The 20,845-nt window shown below is 58.5% G+C and carries 22 protein-coding genes and 1 pseudogene; 12 read left to right on the top strand and 11 right to left on the bottom strand.

Going from position 1 to position 20,845, the window contains the following annotated elements; all coding sequences use genetic code 11:
* Nucleotides 1-148: 148 nt before the first annotated feature.
* From QRD42_RS11010 to QRD42_RS10995, 4 genes are read left to right on the top strand one after another with little or no spacing between them, the layout of a single operon-like run.
* Nucleotides 149-427, top strand: a complete 279-nt coding sequence (locus tag QRD42_RS11010; RefSeq protein ID WP_321987107.1) for a flagellar biosynthesis anti-sigma factor FlgM — start codon at nt 149-151, stop codon at nt 425-427.
* An 11-nt stretch (nt 428-438) separates the two neighbouring features.
* Nucleotides 439-867 carry a flagellar protein FlgN gene (flgN, locus tag QRD42_RS11005; RefSeq protein ID WP_072567796.1) on the top strand — a complete coding sequence of 143 codons (429 nt, stop codon included), beginning with the start codon at nt 439-441 and terminating at the stop codon, nt 865-867.
* A 22-nt stretch (nt 868-889) separates the two neighbouring features.
* A complete protein-coding gene (locus tag QRD42_RS11000) occupies nt 890-1,834 on the top strand; it encodes a lysine-N-methylase (RefSeq protein WP_321987106.1) in 945 nt (314 codons plus the stop codon).
* A gap of 7 nt (nt 1,835-1,841) precedes the next feature.
* On the top strand, nt 1,842-4,403 hold the full coding sequence (locus QRD42_RS10995) for a glycosyltransferase (protein ID WP_321987105.1): 2,562 nt from the start codon (nt 1,842-1,844) through the stop codon (nt 4,401-4,403).
* On the opposite strand, the gene QRD42_RS10990 is transcribed toward QRD42_RS10995, so the two are convergent.
* The 8 genes from QRD42_RS10990 to QRD42_RS10955 form a co-directional block, all read right to left on the bottom strand.
* Complete coding sequence (locus QRD42_RS10990; protein ID WP_321987104.1) at nt 4,400-4,804, bottom strand: adenylyltransferase/cytidyltransferase family protein; 405 nt, start codon at nt 4,802-4,804, stop codon at nt 4,400-4,402. The genes QRD42_RS10995 and QRD42_RS10990 overlap by 4 nt on opposite strands.
* Nucleotides 4,805-4,808: 4 nt before the next feature.
* The gene (fliJ, locus tag QRD42_RS10985; protein ID WP_321987103.1) at nt 4,809-5,252 is read right to left on the bottom strand and encodes a flagellar export protein FliJ; all 444 of its coding nucleotides are present in this window, start codon (nt 5,250-5,252) and stop codon (nt 4,809-4,811) included.
* On the bottom strand, nt 5,249-6,592 hold the full coding sequence (fliI, locus tag QRD42_RS10980; protein WP_321987102.1) for a flagellar protein export ATPase FliI: 1,344 nt from the start codon (nt 6,590-6,592) through the stop codon (nt 5,249-5,251). Before fliI ends, fliJ begins: the two co-directional genes overlap by 4 nt.
* Nucleotides 6,585-7,289 (bottom strand): flagellar assembly protein FliH, encoded by a 705-nt coding sequence (fliH, locus tag QRD42_RS10975; protein WP_321987101.1) that lies wholly within the window; start codon nt 7,287-7,289, stop codon nt 6,585-6,587. The genes fliI and fliH overlap by 8 nt, the downstream gene beginning before the upstream one ends.
* Nucleotides 7,290-7,300: 11 nt before the next feature.
* A complete protein-coding gene (locus QRD42_RS10970) occupies nt 7,301-8,320 on the bottom strand; it encodes a flagellar motor switch protein FliG (protein WP_072567789.1) in 1,020 nt (339 codons plus the stop codon).
* A complete protein-coding gene (gene fliF / locus QRD42_RS10965) occupies nt 8,298-9,893 on the bottom strand; it encodes a flagellar basal-body MS-ring/collar protein FliF (RefSeq protein WP_321988752.1) in 1,596 nt (531 codons plus the stop codon). The genes QRD42_RS10970 and fliF overlap by 23 nt, the downstream gene beginning before the upstream one ends.
* Before the next feature lie 61 nt (nt 9,894-9,954).
* A complete protein-coding gene (locus tag QRD42_RS10960) occupies nt 9,955-10,299 on the bottom strand; it encodes a flagellar hook-basal body complex protein FliE (RefSeq protein ID WP_415877712.1) in 345 nt (114 codons plus the stop codon).
* Between the two features lie 39 nt (nt 10,300-10,338).
* On the bottom strand, nt 10,339-11,319 hold the full coding sequence (locus tag QRD42_RS10955; protein WP_321987100.1) for a sigma-54 interaction domain-containing protein: 981 nt from the start codon (nt 11,317-11,319) through the stop codon (nt 10,339-10,341).
* A gap of 413 nt (nt 11,320-11,732) precedes the next feature.
* On the opposite strand from QRD42_RS10955, the gene QRD42_RS10950 reads away from it, so the two are divergent.
* The 8 genes and pseudogenes from QRD42_RS10950 (at nt 11,733) to QRD42_RS10915 (ending at nt 18,283) form a co-directional block, all read left to right on the top strand.
* On the top strand, nt 11,733-12,593 hold the full coding sequence (locus QRD42_RS10950) for a FliM/FliN family flagellar motor switch protein (protein WP_321987099.1): 861 nt from the start codon (nt 11,733-11,735) through the stop codon (nt 12,591-12,593).
* Nucleotides 12,586-12,942, top strand: a complete 357-nt coding sequence (locus QRD42_RS10945) for a FliM/FliN family flagellar motor switch protein (protein WP_072567784.1) — start codon at nt 12,586-12,588, stop codon at nt 12,940-12,942. Before QRD42_RS10950 ends, QRD42_RS10945 begins: the two co-directional genes overlap by 8 nt.
* Nucleotides 12,939-13,688: a flagellar type III secretion system pore protein FliP gene (gene fliP, locus QRD42_RS10940; protein WP_321987098.1), complete on the top strand. Its 750-nt coding sequence runs from the start codon at nt 12,939-12,941 to the stop codon at nt 13,686-13,688. Before QRD42_RS10945 ends, fliP begins: the two co-directional genes overlap by 4 nt.
* 2 nt (nt 13,689-13,690) lie before the next feature.
* Nucleotides 13,691-13,963 (top strand): flagellar biosynthetic protein FliQ, encoded by a 273-nt coding sequence (locus QRD42_RS10935; RefSeq protein WP_318373214.1) that lies wholly within the window; start codon nt 13,691-13,693, stop codon nt 13,961-13,963.
* Nucleotide 13,964: 1 nt separating this feature from the next.
* Nucleotides 13,965-14,744: a flagellar biosynthetic protein FliR gene (gene fliR, locus QRD42_RS10930; RefSeq protein WP_321987097.1), complete on the top strand. Its 780-nt coding sequence runs from the start codon at nt 13,965-13,967 to the stop codon at nt 14,742-14,744.
* Entirely contained in the window at nt 14,737-15,876 is a 1,140-nt protein-coding gene (flhB, locus tag QRD42_RS10925) for a flagellar biosynthesis protein FlhB (RefSeq protein ID WP_321987096.1), read from the top strand. The genes fliR and flhB overlap by 8 nt, the downstream gene beginning before the upstream one ends.
* A pseudogene (locus QRD42_RS10920) lies at nt 15,860-17,953 on the top strand (flagellar biosynthesis protein FlhA). Before flhB ends, QRD42_RS10920 begins: the two are co-directional and overlap by 17 nt.
* A 105-nt stretch (nt 17,954-18,058) precedes the next feature.
* A complete protein-coding gene (locus tag QRD42_RS10915; RefSeq protein WP_321987095.1) occupies nt 18,059-18,283 on the top strand; it encodes a hypothetical protein in 225 nt (74 codons plus the stop codon).
* Between the two features lie 4 nt (nt 18,284-18,287).
* Here the strand turns inward: QRD42_RS10915 and QRD42_RS10910 are convergent, their stop codons facing one another.
* The 3 genes from QRD42_RS10910 to motA are packed head-to-tail and all read right to left on the bottom strand — an operon-like array spanning nt 18,288 to nt 20,837.
* Entirely contained in the window at nt 18,288-19,013 is a 726-nt protein-coding gene (locus QRD42_RS10910) for a C40 family peptidase (protein ID WP_321987094.1), read from the bottom strand.
* Nucleotides 19,014-19,032: 19 nt separating this feature from the next.
* A complete protein-coding gene (gene lafU, locus QRD42_RS10905) occupies nt 19,033-19,971 on the bottom strand; it encodes a putative lateral flagellar export/assembly protein LafU (protein WP_321987093.1) in 939 nt (312 codons plus the stop codon).
* Nucleotides 19,971-20,837: a flagellar motor stator protein MotA gene (gene motA / locus QRD42_RS10900; RefSeq protein ID WP_318364786.1), complete on the bottom strand. Its 867-nt coding sequence runs from the start codon at nt 20,835-20,837 to the stop codon at nt 19,971-19,973. The genes lafU and motA overlap by 1 nt, the downstream gene beginning before the upstream one ends.
* Between the last annotated feature and the right edge of the window lie 8 nt (nt 20,838-20,845).

The raw sequence follows: 20,845 nt of genomic DNA, 5'->3' as shown, positions 1-20,845 counted from the left end.
CCCCAGAAAAAAAYCCCCTCCCCCCGTTTAAGTTTTCCTCGCTCCGCGCCGCTTTACACCAGTATCCAGGGCCTATCACCGCCCGCAGACAGGACAAACCCTGCTTAATCAACGAGTAAACACCATGGCCATCACTAACGAGTCAGGTATGAAAATCACACAGCTGCCGCTGGCATCGCGCCCGACGACCACGTCGTCGCAAAAAAAATCTGCGGACGCGGCGGCGCAAACGATCGCCAACCTGCCGGGCGCAGAGGACATCACCCAGCAGGGGCTGCACACCGCGCAGTCCAGCCTTGACGGCGACGACAGCGAAAACGTCGACACGACACGCGTCGCAGAAATGCAGGCGCTGCTGGCTTCAGACGATTTTACCGTCGACACCGACGCGCTGGCCGCCTCGATGCTGGCCTTTTTCCAGTCGTAAGAGACATGCCCATGACCACCCGACTTGAGCAGGTAAAAAGCCTGCTGCGCGGCATCCGTCAGGATGAAGAAGATTACCGTCAGCTGCGCGCGCAGCTCGACGAACAGCGCCTGTGCATGATCCGCCGCGACAGCGACGCCCTGCTCGCCGTCAACGACGCCATCCACCAGCGCTATCAGCGTCTGAGCGACAGCGCCCGCGCCCGCCGCGAGACGCTGCTAAACCTTGGCGTCAGCGCTGACCGCGACGGCATCGCGCAGGTGTTCAGCTGGCTGCCTGCGGCACAAAAACACGCGGCACAACAGAGCTGGCAACAGCTGGAGCGCCAGGCGGCGTCCTGTCAGAGCTGTAACGAAAAAAACGGCGAACTGCTGACCATGCAGTACGAATTTGTGCAGACCTTCCTCGGCACGGGGCCCGATTTTATCTACCGGGGCTAGTCCCGGCGCGTATGAGAATCCTATGAACCAGATTGAGTGTTACGAACCGGCGTTTATCCGCCACTACCGGGCGCAGCATCCCGCCGCCATCCGCCAGCCACTGGTGATCAACTGGCAGCATGAAGCACGTTGTAGCCTGCTGTTAGACGATCCCGACTGCTGCGAAGCGGTGCTTGGCTCGCCGGAGGCGTTCGTTTTGCAGGTCAAAATGACCGAGCCGGTACCGGGCGTGGCGGCGCTGCCGCAACATTTACAGGTGCTGAATCAGGCGGCGCTCGACATCGTCACCCTGCCCGATCTGAGCATTGACCTGCGCCTGTACGCCCTCGGCGTGATGCTCTCTTACGCACAAAAATTGCCTGCCGACAGTGATGATGCGCTGGAAACACTGAAATCGCTGCCGCAGACGCTGGCGGGTTACGCCGCCCGCGGCACGCTGGCGGAGATGTTCGCGCAGTTGCCGGTGATTGCCGGACCGCAGCGCCAGCTGATCGGCAGCCTTGGGCGTCTGCTTTTTGACTGGGATCGCCTGGTGGACTGCACGCGCAAAATGAGCCTGCCGTTGCAGCTCAGCCTGCTGGCGCTGGCTGATGCCAACAGCGAAGCCCTGATGCAGCAACAGCTGCTGGACGTATGGGCGCGTGAAGGTCAAAAGGCCTTTGCGGACAGGCCATGGATCTGGACCAACTATCTGGTGTATCGCCTCTATCATGAGACGTTTCCAGGCCAGGATCATCACGACATGCTGACCGGCTATCTGCACCTGGTGAGCGACTATTTTCTGCTGCGTTCGCTGTTCAGCCTGTGGCTGATGGATGGCTCGACCATCAGCCATGCGCAGGCCATCAGCCTGTTCAGCGTTTTCGAAGCCTGGCGTCTGGATGAAAAATCCACCGCTGAACGCGAGGCGCTGCTGGCAGATCAACAGGATCCGCTGCTGACGGCAATCTCCCTGCTGGTCAGTTGATACCGCTATGTCACATCTTTCGCCAAAACCCAGTCTGATCGCCGCGCTGCTGGACAACGCCGCCCCGCGCGGCGCTCGCCCGCTACCCTTTGTCAGCGTGGTGACGCCCACCTGGAACCGCGCTGCTTTTCTGCCCTATCTGCTGTATATGTTTCGCTATCAGGATTATCCGGCGGATCGGCGCGAGCTGATCATTCTTGATGACTCCGACACCAGCCAGATCGACATTATTAACGCCCTGACGCACAGGGATCCGGCGCGCTTTAATATTCGCTATATCCATCATCCTGAGCGGCTGGCGCTGGGCAAAAAACGCAATATGCTTAACGAGCTGGCGCGCGGGGAATACATTGTCTGCATGGACGACGACGATTTTTATCCGTCGGATAAGCTGTCGTATACCGTCAGTATGATGCAGCGTCATGGCGCGCTGATTTCCGGCTCCGATCGGATCCCCATCTGGTACAGCCATATTAATCGCATCTTTAAAACTCACGCCTTCGGCGAGCAGCATATTCTTAACGGCACCTTCGCTTATCACCGTAACTACCTGAAAAAACACCGTTACGACGATAACTGTAACCTCGGCGAGGAGCAGGCCTTTACCGATAATTTCACCGTCAACCCCTTACAGCTGCCGTGCGAGCGCACTATTTTGTGCATCTCTCACAGCCAGAACACCTTCGATAAAGATTTTATCCTCGGCAGCAGCCAGCCCGTCAGCCAGACGCTGGAAGAGGTGGTGACGGATCCGCTGCTGCGGGCCTGGTATCAGAGCCTGCACAATGCCACCGGCGGGCAGCCGGTGCAGTGGTCGCGTATCGACAAAATCCTTGTCATCAACCGCGATGCCCGCCCCGACCGCTGGCAGCAGATGCAGCAGACGCTGGCGGCGCTTCAGGTTCCGGCAGATAAAGTGCGGCGCGTGAGCGCCTGCGAGCATCCGCAGCCTGCGCTGGGCCGCACGCGCTCGCATCAGCAGGCGTTGCAGATGGCGCAGGATGAAGGCTTTACCAACGTGCTGGTGCTGGAGGATGACGCCCTGCTGCTCAGGCAGGAAAAACACATCAGCGGACTAAATGCGCTGCTGGCGGCGCTGCCGCATCTTGCGTGGGAAGTGGTGCTGCTCGGCGCGCAGGTGACAAAGGGCCAGCCGATGAAAAGCCTGCCGGGAATGGTACGCGCCAGCGACAGCGAAAAAGCCTGCGCGTATCTGGTCAACCGGCCTTATTACCCGGCGCTGCTCAAACAGCTGCAGGAAGATCCGGCCGTGCAGCTGGAAGCGCGCTGGCAGCCGTTACAGGCGCGCGGAAAGTGGCTTTCCTTCTACCCGTGCATCAGCTATCAGCGGCCTGGCTTCAGCGATATCGAGCAAAAAGATACTGACCATATCCATTTCTATTTCAGCAAAATGGGCGGTAACCACCTGGCGGAAAAACGTAAAGCGCAACAGCCGCCGGTGGCAAACCGGCTGGGGAAAACCATCGGTTTTTATCTGGAAACCGCCTTTCATTATCAGCTTTATCAGCCGATGATCGCCCCACTGCTTGCGGCCGGTTATCCCTGCGATCTGTTGATAAGCGATCAGGTGCCGCAGGGATTGCGTCATGAACTGCAGCAGTTGCTGGCGGCGCTGGATGAGCCGCGCCTCAGCGGCAGCCGCCTTAGCGAGGCGATCAATCGCCGCCAGCAGTATGCCTGCCTGGTCAGCCCCTATTACACGCCGATGCTGAAATCGCTGGCAAAGGTGCAGGTTCGGGCGATGTATGGTCTGGCAAAAGAATCCTGGAATCATGCCTGGTGGAACGCCTTTTATGACCATATTCTCTGCTTCAGCCACTACAGCCAGCAGGCGCTGAACATCAATGGCAATGCAGTGGTGGTGGGCAATCCGCGCTTCGATAAATGGCATCGGGGCGACGTGGATCTGTCGGCGCTGGCGGGCCTGCGGCTGGATACAAAAAAACCGACGCTGCTGTATGCCCCCACTTTCGGCGCGTTAAGCTCTATACCGCACTGGGCGGGATCGTTGTCACGTCTGAGCCGTGAATATAACCTGGTGGTGAAACTGCACCACGGCACGCTGCACCGCGTCGAAGAGGCGGATGACCTGACGTTAATCAAACGCCATTTCAAAAAATGCGTCACCCGCCATGATTTAACCCTGCCGCTGCTGGCATGCGCCGACTATGTGCTGTCAGATAACAGCGGATTTATTTTTGATGCCATCCACGCCGGGAAACGGGTTATTTTGCTCGACTGGGCGGGGATGGACGATCTGCTGACTCAGGATGTGACTTACAGCAACCCACACAGCGCCGAGCAAAAGATCCGCGCACTGCTGCCGGTGGCCGGCGATATGATCCAGCTTCGCCAGCAGCTGTCCGCTGACTCTGACTGGGCCTCGCGGGAGGCTGCGCTTGCTGACATCCGCCATCATTATTGTGACGCCTTCCGGGATGGTAACGCCGGGCAACGCGCCGCGGCGTGCCTGATGGCCGCCGTGGATACGCCAGCCGATCCGCAGGCCTTCAGCCTGCTGCACAGCCTGCGGCAGAAACTATTTTAAGGATGGCTGAGAACGCGTCCGGCCAGTTCGATTATGGACGTGGTGGAAACCGAAGGGGTGCGTGGCAGGTAAATCACCTGACACATATCCCTGAGATCGTCAAAGCGCCCCTGCCAGTCATCGCCCATCACCAGAACGCTGGCCTGGTGCTGGCGGATGTAAGCGCGTTTTAATTCCAGAGACTGTTCAAGAAAGACCGCATCGACGCATTTTAACGCGCTGATGATTTGCAGCCGCGCCTGCTCATCATAGAGCGGGGTGCGCGACTTTTTTTGCCGGTTCAGTTGATCGGACGACACGCCCACCACCAGCCGATCCCCGAGCTTTCTTGCCCGGTTAAGAATATGCAGGTGGCCGATGTGAAAGACATCGAAGGTGCCAAAAGTAATGACGGTGCGCATGCCTTTACTCCGGCCGCTTACGCTGGCGCAGCCAGCACTGGCTGGCGATCTCATCAAGCGATTTCTGGGCGTGGGTTTGCTGTTCGTGCCTCAGCGCCCGGCGCTGGTCGTCGAGGGTCAGGGCGACGATTTTTTCGTCGCAGGCGGCGCGAACGAGGTTTTTCTGTATGCGGTTAGCTTTGATTTTCGCGAGGGTTTTCTCCTGCTCCTGCCAGGCGATGACCCGTTGCAGGCTGCCTTTGTAGCCGGTGACGTTTTTGAGAACCTCCACCGATGGCGCGTCGCTGCCGTTAATCTGCGTTTTATCGAACAGGTAGCCGAGCGCTTTGATATTGCTGTCGTAACGGGCGCACAGCTGCTGCTGTTCGGCGAGCTGTACGGTGATGTCTTTCACTCTGCGGTCGCGCAGCCGCTGAAGCTGCGCAAGGGTGGCGATCATTGGCTTCATTTTTTCACCTCTGCCTGTTTAGCGGCGGGAAAGAGCGCGCTGAGCTGCGCCTGTACGGCGTCGAGAGGCGCCGCCTCGTGCATCTCCTGACGCAAAAACCGCTCGATGGCCGGAAAGAGTTTTACCGCTTTATCCACGGTAGCGTCGGCCCCGGCGACATAGCCGCCGAGGGGGATCAGCGGTTTGATTTCCATATAAGCGGCGTAATGCTGTTTAAGCAGCCGGGCGGCGCGCTGATGGGCAGCGGGAATAATCTGCGTCATACAGCGGCTGATGGACTGGCTGATATCAATGGCGGGATAGTGCCCCGCTTCCGCCAGTTTGCGCGTCAGCACAATATGCCCGTCGAGCACCGCGCGGGCGCAGTCGACGATGGGATCCTGCTGGTCATCCCCTTCCGCCAGCACGGTGTAGATCGCCGTCATCGAGCCATGACTGTCGCTGTTGCCAGCGCTCTCCACCAGACGGGGAATAATGCCAAAAGCCGACGGCGGATAGCCTTTGGTGGCGGGGGGCTCGCCGAGCGAGAGGGCAATTTCCCGCTGCGCCATGGCGTAACGGGTGAGCGAATCCACCAGCAGCAGCACGTCATAACCCTGGTCGCGAAAAAATGCGGCGATGGCGTGGCACAGTTCGGTGGCCTTGAGACGCATCAGCGGCGAGGCATCCGCAGGCGCCGCCACCACGATGGATTTTGCCAGGCCCTCGTCGCCCAGCGAGTGTTCGATAAACTCGTTAACTTCGCGTCCGCGCTCGCCGATAAGCCCGACCACCACGATTTGCGCCCGTGTCTGACGGGTGATCATGCCGAGCAGTACGCTTTTGCCGACGCCGCTGCCTGCCATCAGGCCGACGCGCTGGCCTTTGCCAATGGTCAGCATACCGTTGATGGCTTTCACGCCCACATCCAGCGGTTCCGCCACCGGCTGGCGCGTCAGGGGGTTGATGGCGGGCGCGAGCGGCGCTAACAGATGGCTGCCGCCGGTTTTGCCTTTGCCGTCAATCGGCTCGCCCAGCCCATTCACCACCCTGCCGAGCCAGCTTTCGCCGATGAGGATCTCCTGCGCTTTCTCTTCGGGGAAAACGCGCGCCCCGGCCATCAGCCCGGTGGGCGTTTTAAAGGGCATCAGGTAGGTGATGTCGCGGTTAAAGCCGACGGCCTGAGCCTCGATCAGCTCGCGATTAGCGCTTTCCACCCGACAGAGTTGCCCGGTGGCCAGCGGGCAGCCGACGCTCTCCAGCAGCAGGCCGTTCATGCGCACCAGCCGCCCGGCGACGCGGGCGAAAGAAATGGATTCAATGGAGCGCAGGGCACTGTCAAACAGCGGATCGTCACGCATCCGGCGCGTCCGGCACCAGCGTGTCGGTTAACACGCTCATGCATTGTTCGAGGCGGTGTTCACAGCCGACGTCCAGTTCGGAGGTGGGCGTCACCACGCGGCACTCCCCCGGCTGGAGATCGGCGGAGGGGGCCAGCCCCCACTCTTTCACTTTCGCCGGGGCGACGCTCTGAATGCGGGCGAACTCCTCGCTGCTTAAATAAACCTGTAGCGACTCCGGCACGGCGGGCAGCGCGGTGATCGCCTCCTCCACCAGCGCCAGCAGTTGCGTCGGTTGCAGCGCCAGTTCACAGCGGATCACCTGGCGGGTGACTTTTTCCACCAGTTGCAGCAGGTCGTCCCGTTGTTTGCGTTCGCAGTGCGCCAGATAGTCGTTCAGGCGGGCGGCAATCGCCTCCAGCGGCGCGGCGGCCTGATTAAACTGGCTCCGCCCTTCCTGCTGACCGGCGAGACTGCCCTCCGCGAAGCCCTGGCGATAGCCCTCTTCCTGACCCTGTTGCAGCCCTTCTGCATGCCCCTGCGCCTGGCCTTCGCTGAGGCCCTGGGCAAAGCCTTTTTGCAGCCCTTCCTGAAAGCCGTCCATCAGCTGACGCTGAAAGTCGGCCGCAGAAAGCCCTGCGGCGGCGGGCGCGGTGGCAGAAATGGCGTGGCGCGGCGGGAAACGGTGTACCCGGTAGCGGCCGCGAAGCGTATCCATTGGCGTGTCTCCTATTCTGCGGTCTGTTCGGCAAACAGCTGAAGCTGGATGTCGCCCGCTTCTTCCATTTCCCGCGCCACCGCCATGATCTCACGGCGCACCTGATCGATACGGCTGACCGGCACCGGCCCGAGGCGGGAAGTGATGGTTTCCAGCTGCTGCGCCTGGCGTTTGGGCATGACGGCGAAAATCGAACGCCGCAGCGCCGCTTCGGTACCCTTGAGCGCCACCGCCCAGTCTTCCATCGGGATCTCATCCAGCAGGCGACGGCGTACTTCTTCGCTCTGGCGGCTGAGGATAAAGAAGTCGTACATCTCATCCTGCAACTGCTCCAGCACCTCCTCATCCAGATCGCGAAGCTGTTCGAGGATCTGCTGCTGGTTGCCCTGAATACGGTTGACGATGTCGGCGGCCTGCTTGATGCCTTTCACCTTCGAACCGTGCTCCGCCAGCACCGACAGCCCGCGCTCGATCAGCCGATCCAGCTCGTCCACCACGTCGCGGTTCACGTCGCTTAAGCGGGCGATGCGGTAAAGGATCTCGTTCTGCACCGCGTCAGGCATAAAGGCCAGCACGGTGGCGGCGATTTCCGGCGTCAGAAAGGCGAGGAATACCGCTTGCAATTGCAGATGTTCTTCGGCGATCAGCGCCGCCAGCTGGCGCGGCTCCACCCATTGCAGGCGCGCCATCCGCGAGCGGATCTCATCGCCGTAAATACCGTTAATGACGCTGCTGGCGATTTCGCCCCCCAGCGCTTTATTAAGAATGCCCTGCAACAGGCTGCGGGACGCGCCGTTGATGCCGCTCTGCTCGCGGAATTCGTCGAAAAAGTTGTTGATCACCCGCCGGGCGTGGCTGGTTTTTACGCCGGACAGACGCGCCATGTTTTCACTTAAGCGCACCACTTCTTCGCGGCTGAGTTTTTGCATCACGGTGGCGGCGGCTTCTTCACCGAGGCACAGCAGCAAAATCGCTGCCTGCTCCAGATAGCTGCCCGCGCTGCCGGGCTTATTTATTGTCAATTCGCTCATTACTGGTAATCCATTGTCTGATCACTTCGGCAACGCGATCGGTGTCGCTGATCGCCAGTTTCTGGAGGAACTCCAGCTTGATTTCCAGGCCGGAACTCTGGGCCGGTAACGCGTCGTCTCCGCTGAAGGTCGGCAGCTCGATACTTTTACGCTCGTCTTCGTCGGTGGCGGTGATCGCGGGCAGCGTGGCGTCTTCCGGTTCGCTGACCGGGCGCGCCGCCAGTTCCGCACGGCGTTTCTGGCTGGCGATGGTCTGACGCACCAGCGGGCGCACTACCATCAGCAGCAGTAACAGGCCGAGCAGTATCAGCCCGCCGAGCTTCGCCCAGCCGAGAATGCTGTCGTTCTGCCACCATTTTTCCGGCGTGATGACCGGCGCGGCCTGGGGGATAAAGCTCAGCATCGACAGCGAGAGTTTGTCCCCACGCGCCGGGTCGATACCGGCGGCGTTATTTAGCATGGTGGTGACCTGGGCTATCTGTTCCGGCGTCCAGCTTTTGATGCTGGCAGCGCTCTGGTTGAGCACCACCGCCACATTGAGATGTTTAATGGCAAAGCCCGGATGCTGAATATGCTGAATGGTGCGATCCCAGCCGTAATCACGATCGCTTTCGCTGCGCTCGGAACGGGCGCTGTCATTTTTTGCGCTGTCGGTCTGCGGCTCTGCCAGCGGCGGGCGGTTGCTCAGCGAACCGGGAATACCTGCCGCCTGCGGATCGATAGTCTTGTCGGATTCCAGCCGTTCGTGGCTGACTTTCGGCGCATCCCCCAGCCGCTCCTGGGTTTCGTCAATGGCGCTCAGATCCAGCTCCGGCATCACGCTGATGCGGAAGTTGTCTTTACCCACCAGCGAGGTCAGCACATTGGCGAGGCTGGCGTGGGTTTTATCCTGAATATTTTTCAGCAGTTCGTTGTTTTTGCGCGTCATGGCGCCGGTGCGCGAGTCTTCGCCGACCTCTTCCGACAGCAGATTTCCCGCCTGATCGACCACGCTCACCTGTGAGGTTTTCAGTCCCGGCACGCTGCCGCTCACCAGATGCAGAATAGCGTTCACCTGCTCAGGGGTCAGCGTGCTGCCATAATGCAGACGCAGCACCACCGAGGCGCTGTTCTGCGGTTCGGCGCTGACCACGAACGAGCTGCTTTCGTTCAGCGCCAGATGGACGCGGGCGGTTTCCACCGCGTCGAGGGTCATGATGCTCTGCGCCATTTCCCCTTCGAGACTGCGCTTGTAGCGGATGTTCTGCACAAACTGGCTGCTGCCCAGCACTTCGTCTTTGTCCATCAGCTCATAGCCGGTGGGACTCAGCGCCTGCACGCCCTTCCCGGCCAGCGTCATGCGGATCTTAGAGAGCTGGGTTTCCGGCACCAGAATTTGTCCGGAACCGGGATCAATGCGGTAATCCACTTTTTCGCCGTCGAGCACCGTGATGATCTGCGACAGCGGCAGATGTTCCTGCGCGCCGTACAGCGCGGTATAACCCGCCTGGCTGTGCCACAGGCTGCCGACGATCACCGCGGTCAGCAGTACCGCCGCGCCGCCAAGCAGCGGCCATTTTTTATTGCCGCCCATCAGCGTCGTCAGGGCGGACAACGGGGCGGAAAAGCGTTCAGAGAGTGAGAGTTTCATGGGCTTATACGGACATGTTCATCAGATCGTTAACGCCGCTCGCCACTTTATTGCGTACCTGCACCAGCGCGGAAAAAGAGAGCGCCGCCTGCTGGCTGGCGATCATCGCGCCGACCAGATCGTCGCTGTCGCCCATTTCCACTGCGTTCTGCTGCATTTCGGCGTCCTGTTGCAGGCCGTCCACGCGGGATAAGGCCTGGCTGAAAATCTGATGGAAGGAAACTTCGCTGCCCGGCCGCATCTCGCCTGCGGTAACGGGAACGCCATTCGCAAGATCCTGCATCCGGTTCATCTCCTGCATCATATGGAGCTGCGAGGCGTTCGGGGTGAGGCGGGTGATCGTAGTCATTGCATACTCTTGTTGATAAATAGGGATGGATAGCGGCAGTTAAAAGCAGAGGTCGATGCCCTGCTTACGCATTGAGGCCAGCCGGTAACGCAATGCCCTGGGGGTAATGCCGAGGAAGTCAGCGATTTTGCTGCGGTTGCCCTGATACTGGCGCATCAGATCGGCGATGTACTGATATTGCGCGTGACGGCCATGCTGTTGCAGGTTGTCCTGATTCAGGCAGAGGACGTCGCTGAGGCTGCGCGCCGGAACCTGCTCGTGGTTCTGCGCCAGCGGAATGCCCAGCGTGCTGGCGTGGATCACCCCGTCCTGGCTTAAAATCATCCCCCGCTGAATGGTGTTTTCCAGCTGGCGCACGTTACCCGGCCAGCGGTACTGCAACAGGGCGGTTTTCGCCCCTTCGGACAGGCGGATGGATTTGCCCACCATGCGGGAATATTTTTCGATAAAGGCCTGCGCCAGCGGCAGAATGTCGCCCACCCGTTCACGTAAGGCGGGCACGCTGATCGGCACCACCGAAATGCGGTAAAACAGATCTTCGCGAAAACGCCCGGCGGCCACTTCCGCTTCGAGGCTTTTATTGGTGCAGGCGATCAGCCGGAAATTGAGTTTGATGGCGCGATTGCTGCCCAGGCGTTCCACCTGATGCTCCTGTAATACGCGCAAGAGTTTGGCCTGCAACGCCAGCGGCATATCGCCAATTTCATCTAACAGCAGCGTGCCGTTATTGGCCATTTCCAGTTTGCCCGGCACGGCATTAACCGCGCCGGTAAAAGCGCCTTTTTCATAGCCGAATAACGTCGATTCGAGCATGGTTTCCGGGATGGCGGCGCAATTAATGCCAATAAAAGGCGCATCTTTATCTTCGCCAAAGGCATGAGCGTGAATATATTTCGCCACGCACTCTTTACCTGCGCCAGTTTCGCCCTGGATTAATACCGGGATATTAAAACTGGCAACGCGTTTTGCTAATGAAAAAGCTTTCCTGCTGGCGGAGGCTTCAGCAATAAGAGTCGGCATTTTTTCTCTCACAGTTATGGATAAAGGTGATAGCGGATGGAATATAAATCACGAGAGAACAATATCATTAAGCGGAAGAAAACAGTGTAAATTAATAAATCAAAAAATAATTAATGCTTAAAAATCAATAAATTAATTAATAAGTCACCAGGGTAGCGGGCATAGCTAAGGCGCAGCAATAATAAGCCACGCTGATTAATAACAGATTAATAATAATATTGACCGCAAGCGCTATTGTGATTTTTACCTTATTCCGGTTAAATGCGACCTCTCTTTTATGTGCGGCCTGATAAGTACAGGCGACAATGATAAAGAGAAAATTAAAGGTCAGACTGTTTTAATTATCAGAATGTGAGTTTGTTCTCATAAACAGTTTTTCAGTGCGCCGGTATTCACCAAGAGATATAACACCAATGTTGAAGTACAGCCAAACCCGTGGAATATTCACGCTGGAGGGAAACCGTCTCGGTCGTCCCTGGCATCGCCTGCCGAATATGTTCACCCGCCGCTTTGACATTATTGAGTCGCGTATCGGTAGCTATTTCCTGAAAAAACACCGCTCCAGCGTCAACCTGAAAAAAATCGGCTGCAAAATGGATGTCAGAAATAAACAGGCGGACCTGCTGGCCTCGCCGGTGGGTAATCTGGCCTTTGATATCGATCGCCCGCTGCTGCTCACCCTGCTGAATAATTTTTATGGCCTGGAGACGCAGCTGGAAAACGCCGCCAGCGGCGAGCGGCTGCCGACCAAAACGGAGATCCGCCTGCGCAACCGGCTGGCGCTGGATATCTGCCAGATGCTGTTCAGCGAAGACACCCTCGGGCTGCCGCTGGCCATCAAAGCCGATAACAGCAATATTTGCAGCCAGTGGGCATGGCAAATCACCTTCCAGCTGGACGACGACGGCAAGCGCAACTTTTACCTGCTGCTGGATAACGCGCACACCGATTACATCCTCAATATGCTGCGCAAAACCGAAAAACCGCAGCATACCGACACCCATGCCGAACGGCAGGCGGCGCAAAAAGCGCTGGTGCGCCAGGTGATCGATACCCTGCCGCTGTGCCTGAATGTGCGGGTGGCGGAGTTAACCCTGAGCGTCGCGGATCTGACGACCATCAAAGCCGGCGATATTTTCCCGGTAGCTTTACCTGACAAATTCCCTGTGTTCATCGGCCAGTCAGAGCTGTTTAAGGCGCTGATTGTCGAAGATCACGACAAGCTTCTGCTATCTGACATTCGCGAAACCCTCGCCGGAAAATCCTATGACTAACGAGATCGATTTACTTGAACAGGGCTTCGAGCTGGCTGACGACGCCGGTGAAGCCGCCCCTGCCGCCCCTGCCGCGCCCGCCGCGCCGCTCACCGATTCCATGGGCCTGCTGAAACGCATCCCCGTCACCCTGACGCTGGAAGTGTCCTCTGTCGAGGTGATGCTGGCGGATCTGCTGAACATTGACGACGACACCGTTATTGAGCTGAACAAGCTGGCGGGCGAGCCGCTGGACATCAAAGTGAACAATATTCTGCTGGGAAAAGCGGAAGTGGTGGTGGTCAACGAGAAATATGGTCTGCGGGTGCTGGAGTTTAATACCCGGGACATCAACGAACTGACGCCATGAAACGCTCACTGATCTGGCTTTCCGGCAGCGTGCTGCTGCTCTCTCCGGCCGTCTTCGCGCAGGGGGGCGACATCACGCTGTTGCAGGTGGCGACGCACGGCGCGACCCAGGATCTGACCGTCAAGATGCAGGTGCTGATCCTGATGACGCTGGTCGGGCTGCTGCCGACCCTGCTGTTGATGATGACCTGCTTTACGCGCTTTATCATCGTGCTGTCGCTACTGCGCCAGGCGCTGGGCCTGCAACAGACGCCGCCGAACCGTATTCTCATCGGCATTGCCCTGTCCCTGACGCTGCTGGTGATGCGCCCGGTATGGCTGAATATTTACGATCATGCGGTGGTGCCCTTTGAAAACGACCAGATCACCCTGCCGCAGGCGCTCTCCACCGCCGCCGCGCCTCTGAAGCGCTTTATGCTGGCGCAGACCAATAAAAAGGCGATGGCGCAGATCATGACTATCGGCGGCGCGAAGGGTGAAGCGGCGGATCAGGATCTGTCGATTGTGGTGCCTGCCTTCGTGCTGAGCGAGCTGAAAACCGCTTTCCAGATCGGCTTTATGATTTACATCCCCTTCCTGGTCATCGATCTCATCGTCGCCAGCGTGCTGATGGCGATGGGCATGATGATGCTGTCGCCGCTGATCGTCTCGCTACCCTTTAAGCTGATGCTGTTTGTGCTGATTGACGGCTGGGCGCTGACCGTCGGCACGCTCACCAGCAGTATTCGCGGACTGGGGCTGGGCTGATCATGATAACTATTGATGTGGCGGCGGATCTCGTCGCCAGCGGCATTAAGGTGGTGATCGTTCTGGTATCGGTGCTGGTGGTGCCGAGTCTGCTGGTCGGGCTGTGCGTAAGTATTTTCCAGGCGGTCACGCAGATCAACGAGCAGACGCTGAGCTTTCTGCCGCGCCTGATTGTCACGCTGATCGTACTCGGCGTTTGCGGTAAATGGATGATCGTGCAGTTAAGCGATCTCTGTACCCACCTGTTTGCCCAGGCCGCGCTGCTGGTGAACTGAGATGACCACGCTCACTATCACGCAACTGATGAACCTGGTGCTGGGGCTGTGGTATCCCTTTGTGCGCATTATGGCCTTTTTCCACTATGGCCCGGTGTTCGACAGCAAAGCCTTCAGCGTGCGCATCCGCATTGTGATCTCCCTGGCGCTGGCGGTGATGATCACCCCGCTGGTGCCGCATCCGGTGCCGGAGGGATTGCTGACGATGTCGATGCTGATCCTGACGGTGGAGCAGATCCTATGGGGGCTGCTGTTCGGCCTGATGATGCAGTTTATCTTTCTGGCGTTACAGCTCGGCGGGCAGATCCTCTCCTTTAACATGGGGATGAGCATGGCGGTGATGAACGATCCCAACAGCGGGGCGTCCACTACCGTGCTGGCGGAGTTTATCTATATCTATGCCGCGATCCTGTTTTTCGCTATGGACGGGCATCTGCTGCTGGTCAGCATTCTTTATAAAGGCTTTCTCTACTGGCCGATTGGCAACGCCCTGACGCCGCAGACCCTGCGCAGCGTGGCGCTGGGGCTGGGCTGGGTATTTGCCTCCGCCACCCTGCTGGCGCTGCCGACCACCTTTATCATGCTGGTGGTACAGGGCGGGTTTGGCCTGCTTAACCGCGTGTCCCCGGCGCTGAACCTGTACTCCCTCGGTTTCCCCATCAACATGCTGGCGGGACTGGTGTGCTTTGCCGCCCTGCTCTATACCCTGCCGGATCACTATCTGCATCTGGCGAATTTTGTCTTAAGCCAGTTCGACGCCCTGAGGGTGCCCCATGGCTGACGCCCCGCAGGATGAAAAAACAGAAAAGCCCTCGGCGCAGAAACGCCGTAAGGCGCGACAGGACGGCCAGCTGCCGCGCTCCAGAGATATGGGGCTGGCGGCCAGCCTGCTGGCGGCGTTCATCGTGCTGGTGAACAGCTTTCCCTGGTACTGCGACTTTGTGCGCGAAGGCTTTATTACCGTTCACCAGTACGCGCAGGAGATCAATAACCCGGACGTGCTGGGGCAGTTTTTGCAGCATAACCTGCTGATCCTGATGAAGTTCATTCTGACGCTGACGCCAATGCCGCTGGCAGCGCTGGCGGCGTCGCTGGTGCCCGGCGGCTGGCTGTTCGTGCCGAAAAAGATCTTACCGGACTTCAATAAGATCAACCCGATCAAAGGCGTCGGGCGGCTGTTTTCCAAAGATCACCTGATTGAAACCGGCAAGATGGTGCTGAAAAGCCTGGTGGTGCTGGCGCTGCTGTGGTTCAGCGTACGGCACAATTTTGCCGCCTTTATGGCGCTGCAATCGCAGCATTTTGCCAGCGCCGTGTACCACGGGCTGTCGTTATACGCCAGCGTGATGCAGAACCTGGTGATGCTGTTCGTGCTCTTTGCGGTGCTGGATATTCCGCTGGCGAAACATATGTTTACCCGCGGGCTGAAGATGACCAAACAGGAAGTTAAAGAGGAGTACAAAAACCAGGAAGGGAATCCGGAGATCAAAGCCAAAGTGCGCCGTATGCAGCGCCAGATCGCCATGGGGCAGATCCGCCGCACGGTGCCCGCGGCAGACGTGGTGATCACCAACCCGACCCATTACGCCGTGGCGCTGAAATACGACACCGCCCGCGCCGCCGCCCCCTTTGTAGTGGCGAAAGGCACCGACGACATCGCGCGCTTTATCCGTGAGGTGGCGCAGGAGCACAAGATTGAGATCGTCGAATTTCCCACCCTGGCGCGCTCGGTGTACTTCACCACCCAGCTCAATCAGCAGATCCCGCATCAGCTTTTCCGCGCCATCGCCCACGTGCTGACCTATGTCCTGCAACTCAAATCCTGGCGCGCCGGAATGCAGGACAAGCCGCAACTTAACCGACATATTTCCATCCCTAAAGAGGTTCTGAAACAGGATGCAGAAAAACATTAAGCAACTTCTGACGACCGTGCGGGCCGGGCATCTCGGCGTGCCGCTGGTGCTGTTGTCTATTCTGGCGATGGTCATTTTGCCGCTGCCGCCGATGCTGCTGGATATTCTTTTCACCTTTAATATCGTGCTGGCGGTGCTGGTGCTGCTGGTGAGCGTTTCGACAAAACGCCCGCTGGAGTTCAGCCTGTTCCCGACGGTGTTGCTGATCACCACCCTGATGCGCCTGACGCTGAACGTCGCCTCCACCCGCGTGGTGCTGCTGTTCGGTCATGAAGGGATGGGCGCGGCCGGTAAGGTGATCGAGTCCTTCGGACAGGTGGTGATCGGCGGTAACTTTGTGGTCGGTTTTGTGGTGTTCATCATCCTGATGATCATCAACTTTATCGTGGTGACCAAGGGCGCGGAGCGTATTTCTGAAGTGTCCGCGCGCTTTACCCTCGACGCCATGCCCGGTAAACAGATGGCGATCGATGCCGATCTGAACGCTGGCCTTATCAATCAGGCGCAGGCGCAGGCCCGCCGTAAAGAAGTGACCAGCGAAGCGGATTTCTATGGTGCGATGGACGGGGCCTCGAAGTTTGTGCGCGGCGATGCCATTGCCGGGATGATGATCCTCGCCATCAACCTGATCGGCGGCGTATGCATCGGCATTTTTAAATACAATTTAAGCGCCGACGCAGCCTTCTCCCAGTACGTGCTGATGACCATCGGTGACGGCCTGGTGGCACAGATCCCGTCGCTGCTGTTATCGACGGCGGCGGCGATCATCGTCACCCGCGTCAGCGACAGCGGCGAGATCGCAGGCGAGATTAAAAAGCAGCTGCTGGCTACGCCATCGGTGATCTACACCGCCAGCGGCGTGATGTTTATTCTCGCCATCGTGCCGGGGATGCCGCACCTGCCCTTCCTGGCGTTTTCAGCGCTGCTGGCCTTCGCCGCCTGGCGTCAGAGCAAGCAGCCAAAAACCTCCGAAGCCGAGGTCCAGAGCCTGACCACGCTCAGCAAAACCCTGACGGAAGCGCCGGAGCAGCAGGTGAGCTGGGAGACCATCCCCACCATTGAGCCGGTGAGTATCAGCCTCGGCTATAAGCTGGTGGCGCTGGTGGATAAAAGCAAAGGCAGCCCGCTGACGCAGCGCATTCGCGGCGTGCGGCAGGTGATCTCCGAGAGCAACGGCATACTGCTGCCGGAGATCCGCGTGCGGGAGAACTTCCGCCTCAAGCCCACCCAGTACGCCATTTACATTAACGATATTAAAGCCGACGGCGGCGATATTGTCGCCGATCGGCTGATGGCCCTGCCCTCCGGCGAAACCTAGGGCGAGATCGACGGCGTGCTGGGCAACGATCCTGCTTACGGGCTGCCGGTCACCTGGATCACCCCGGCGCAGAAAGCGAAGGCGCTGAATCTGGGGTATCAGGTGATCGACAGCGCCAGCGTGATCGCCACCCACCTTAATAAAGTGCTGCTGAGCCATATTCCCGATCTGTTTAACTATGACGATGTCACCCAGCTGCATAACCGGCTGGCGGCGCAGGCCCCGAAGCTGGCGGAAGATCTCAGCGGCGTGCTGAATTACAGCCAGTTGCTGAAGGTCTACCGCAGTCTGCTGATGGAGCGCGTGTCGCTGCGGGATATTGTCACCATTGCCACCGTGCTGGTGGCGAGCGGCGCGGTGACGAAGGATCCGATTTTGCTGGTATCCGATGTGCGTCTGGCGCTGCGGCGCAGTATTACCCATAACCTGGTGCGTAATGGGGCGCTGGCGGTCTATACCCTCGCCGGTGAACTGGAAAATCTGCTGCAAAACGTGGTCAATCAGGCGCAACAGGGCGGCAAGGTGATGCTGGACAGCGTGCCCATCGAGCCGAATATGCTCACCCAGTTCCAGGAAAATATGCCGCAGGTGCAGGAGCAGATGAAAGCCGCCGGAAAAGAGCCGGTGCTGCTGGTCGCGCCGCAACTGCGACCGTTGCTGGCCCGCTACGCCCGACTGTTCGCGCCGGGACTGCATGTGCTTTCCTATAACGAAGTGCCGGATGAGCTGGAACTGACTATCCTCGGCCACCTGAATTAATTATCAATTCGTTATCATTAATCGGGCCATCGCTATGGCCCTGAAGGTAAATCTGAGACAATCCAGGGAAAAGGATCTCAGTAATATCATCCAGGGATGAGGATAATGTCAGAGAAAAATAAGGACCCGCACCGCATTCCGACCGATCGATACTATAAATCGATGGAAGAATTTGTCCGCGAGCAGGAAGTGAAACGCCTGCGGGAAAAAGCCCGTGCGGAAGAAGCGGCGCAGGCCGCCGCGGGCGGCGTGGTAAGTCTGGTCGACGTGGTGGTGATTATCCTCATCTTACTGTTATTCGTCTGCCTGCTTCCCCTTGTCGACGTTTAATTGATCAGCGCACGGTGTTATTCATTATCACCCGACGTCCGCCCAGAAAATGTCGCTGCCAGTATTCGGTATTGAGATCGCTGATGCGGATCCGCTCCCCGGTGCGCGGCGATTCAATAAAGCGCCCGTCCCCCAGATAGACGCCCATATGATCCGCTTTACGATCGCTGTGAATGCGGAAAAAGAGTAAATCGCCGCGTTGTAAATCCCGATCGGCGATATTTCGCGCCTGCGGGAAGTGGTACATCTGATCGGCGGTGCGCGGCAGTCTGGTCGCCAGCATGCTGTTATAGGCGTAATAGACCAGCCCGCTACAGTCGAATCCCTCCTCCGGCGTCTCGCCGCCCCAGACATAAGGCTTGCCCAGTTGCTGTTGCAGACGGTTGATGATGGTATCGGTCACGTGCAGCAGGTAGCTGTTGCTCACCAGTCCGGTGCCGTCCTGCAAATGGGCGCGCATCGGGGTAAACCATTCCGGATGCTGCTCCAGCCTGCGGCGGTTTTGCGCGCGCAGGGCCGCTTTTGCCTGCGCATTACCGCGCACCACCGGCGTGGTATGGGCGATTTTCAGTTGCTGCCTTGTGCGTAACAGTTCGCGGTTATGCTGGCGCTGGCGCGCGGCATAGCTGAGAGTTTTCTTCACCGGCGGCGCGTGAGGGGCGGAAAAGGCGTTGCTGCTGGCGACAAGCGTCGTCAGCAGCACGAGGGTTTTCACTCTGAATACGAACATAAGCGTTTAAGGTGATAACTCAGGGATCTTTGGGGAGTTGCTGGTCAAGCTTCGCCGCCAGGGGTTTAACGATCTTCTCTCCCTGCGAGCCAAAGAACTGGTACAGGGTGTCGGCGGCGGAGTGGGTCAGCACCATGATTTCGATGCGGCGGTTATCGGCCCCGGCAGGATCTGCCGCGTTAAGCAGCATCTGATCCGCCATGGCGCTGACCTGCATCACTTTACCGGCGGGCATACCCGCCTGCTCCATCACCCGTCGTGCTGACAGCGCCCGATCGCCGGAAAGATTCCAGTTGTTGTACTGGCGGGCATCGCCTTTATAGGGCATGGCGTCGGTATGGCCGGTGATAATGATTTTGTTATCCAGCGAGTCAAACACCGGCGTCAGCTCGCTGAGCAGTACGCGGAAGAACGGCATGATCTTCGCGCTGCCGCGCTCAAACATATTGCGGTTCTGGTTGTCCTTGATCAGAATGCGCAGCCCCTGGGGGACGATCTCCATCTCCAGGTTGCTTTCCATGTGCGCTTTCAGGGCGATCTCGTTGATGCTGTTCGCCAGCTCGCCCAGTTCGCTGGCGGATTTTTGCTTCATCTCCGCCATCTTTTTGCTGGTTTCCCGCGCTTTTTCTTCGCTCTCTTTATCAAGGGCGGCGTTTTTGTTCTCACCCGGATGCGGAATGGGTTTGCTGTTGATTTTCTTCGCCAGGCTGCTTAACGGCGAAATACCGTTGCCGCTAAAAATGGAGTGGCCGTGCAGCGCGGCGACGATATTTTCGCGATCGGTCTGGCTGACGCTGTTGACGATCCACAGCGTCATAAACAGCGCCATCATCGCCAGCGTAAAGTCGGCAAAGGCCACTTTCCATGCGCCGCCGTGGTGTCCGGCGTGACTCTTTTTGATCTGACGGCGGATGATGGTGGTTTGCGTGCCACGGTTGCGGCGGTTGGCAGGGCGCATTACTCCTCCTGCTCCAGCATGGCGTTCACCCACGCATCCAGATTGGCGAACGTCGGTTTTGACGCCAGGTGCAGCAGTTTACGTCCGGCGTCCACCGCCAGCAGAGTCGGTTTGCCGCCCGCCTGCGCCACCAGCACGGTACGCACGCACTCCAGCAGCGAGTGTTCGGCGCGCGCCTGTTGTTCCATGGCGTTCGCCAGCGGATCCATAAAGCAGTAGCAGAAGAAGACGCCGAGGAAAGTCCCCACCAGCGCCGCCGCCACTTTCAGGCCGATGAGTGCAATGGAGCCGTCGATGGACTGCATGGTGATGATAATGCCGAGCACCGCCGCGCAGATGCCGAAGCCTGGCATGGCCTCTGCGGTACGTTGCAGGGAGCGGGACGGGGCCATCAGCTCGCCTTCGATGGTTTCCAGCTCCTGGTCGAGAATATTTTCCAGTTCGTGGGCGTCGATTTTGCCCATCGCCATCAGGCGGAAGTTGTCGGCGATAAACATCACCAGCCGTTTTTGCTTCAGCACCAGCGGGAATTTTTGAAAGATGGTGCTCTCGTCCGGCTGTTCGATATGCTGATCGAGGGTGCGCAGGCCGCCGGTCTGCACGGCTTCCAGCAGTTCATACAGGCACATCAGCAGCTGGCGCTGAAATTCCGCGCCCATATTCTTTTTGCTGATCACCCCCTTAATCTGATGGACGATCTCTTTTAAGACGTGCAGCGGATTACCGATAATCATGGCGCCAAAACCGGCCCCTAAAATAATGACGATTTCCGCGGGCTGCCAGATAGCAATTAACTGCCCGCCCGCTTCGAAATAACCGCCAAATACGCAACCTAAGACAATGAGTAAACCAAATAACTTTTGCATAACACCTC

The sequence above is a fragment of the Enterobacter sp. PGRG2 genome, assembly GCF_030291195.1.
In the GTDB taxonomy this organism is placed as follows: Bacteria; Pseudomonadota; Gammaproteobacteria; order Enterobacterales; family Enterobacteriaceae; genus Enterobacter_D.
The sequence above is the reverse complement of the archived record's forward strand: the minus strand, read 5'-3'. Positions and strand labels throughout refer to the sequence as shown.

Excerpts from the sequence above, each read along its gene's own strand:
- QRD42_RS11010 (WP_321987107.1), top strand. The coding sequence starts at position 149 with ATGAAAATCACACAGCTGCCGCTGGCATCGCGCCCGACGACCACGTCG.
- flgN (WP_072567796.1), top strand. The coding sequence starts at position 439 with ATGACCACCCGACTTGAGCAGGTAAAAAGCCTGCTGCGCGGCATCCGT.
- QRD42_RS11000 (WP_321987106.1), top strand. The coding sequence starts at position 890 with ATGAACCAGATTGAGTGTTACGAACCGGCGTTTATCCGCCACTACCGG.
- QRD42_RS10995 (WP_321987105.1), top strand. The coding sequence starts at position 1,842 with ATGTCACATCTTTCGCCAAAACCCAGTCTGATCGCCGCGCTGCTGGAC.
- QRD42_RS10990 (WP_321987104.1), bottom strand. The coding sequence starts at position 4,804 with ATGCGCACCGTCATTACTTTTGGCACCTTCGATGTCTTTCACATCGGC.
- fliJ (WP_321987103.1), bottom strand. The coding sequence starts at position 5,252 with ATGAAGCCAATGATCGCCACCCTTGCGCAGCTTCAGCGGCTGCGCGAC.
- fliI (WP_321987102.1), bottom strand. The coding sequence starts at position 6,592 with ATGCGTGACGATCCGCTGTTTGACAGTGCCCTGCGCTCCATTGAATCC.
- fliH (WP_321987101.1), bottom strand. The coding sequence starts at position 7,289 with ATGGATACGCTTCGCGGCCGCTACCGGGTACACCGTTTCCCGCCGCGC.
- QRD42_RS10970 (WP_072567789.1), bottom strand. The coding sequence starts at position 8,320 with ATGAGCGAATTGACAATAAATAAGCCCGGCAGCGCGGGCAGCTATCTG.
- fliF (WP_321988752.1), bottom strand. The coding sequence starts at position 9,893 with ATGGGCGGCAATAAAAAATGGCCGCTGCTTGGCGGCGCGGCGGTACTG.
- QRD42_RS10960 (WP_415877712.1), bottom strand. The coding sequence starts at position 10,299 with ATGACTACGATCACCCGCCTCACCCCGAACGCCTCGCAGCTCCATATG.
- QRD42_RS10955 (WP_321987100.1), bottom strand. The coding sequence starts at position 11,319 with ATGCCGACTCTTATTGCTGAAGCCTCCGCCAGCAGGAAAGCTTTTTCA.
- QRD42_RS10950 (WP_321987099.1), top strand. The coding sequence starts at position 11,733 with ATGTTGAAGTACAGCCAAACCCGTGGAATATTCACGCTGGAGGGAAAC.
- QRD42_RS10945 (WP_072567784.1), top strand. The coding sequence starts at position 12,586 with ATGACTAACGAGATCGATTTACTTGAACAGGGCTTCGAGCTGGCTGAC.
- fliP (WP_321987098.1), top strand. The coding sequence starts at position 12,939 with ATGAAACGCTCACTGATCTGGCTTTCCGGCAGCGTGCTGCTGCTCTCT.
- QRD42_RS10935 (WP_318373214.1), top strand. The coding sequence starts at position 13,691 with ATGATAACTATTGATGTGGCGGCGGATCTCGTCGCCAGCGGCATTAAG.
- fliR (WP_321987097.1), top strand. The coding sequence starts at position 13,965 with ATGACCACGCTCACTATCACGCAACTGATGAACCTGGTGCTGGGGCTG.
- flhB (WP_321987096.1), top strand. The coding sequence starts at position 14,737 with ATGGCTGACGCCCCGCAGGATGAAAAAACAGAAAAGCCCTCGGCGCAG.
- QRD42_RS10915 (WP_321987095.1), top strand. The coding sequence starts at position 18,059 with ATGTCAGAGAAAAATAAGGACCCGCACCGCATTCCGACCGATCGATAC.
- QRD42_RS10910 (WP_321987094.1), bottom strand. The coding sequence starts at position 19,013 with ATGTTCGTATTCAGAGTGAAAACCCTCGTGCTGCTGACGACGCTTGTC.
- lafU (WP_321987093.1), bottom strand. The coding sequence starts at position 19,971 with ATGCGCCCTGCCAACCGCCGCAACCGTGGCACGCAAACCACCATCATC.
- motA (WP_318364786.1), bottom strand. The coding sequence starts at position 20,837 with ATGCAAAAGTTATTTGGTTTACTCATTGTCTTAGGTTGCGTATTTGGC.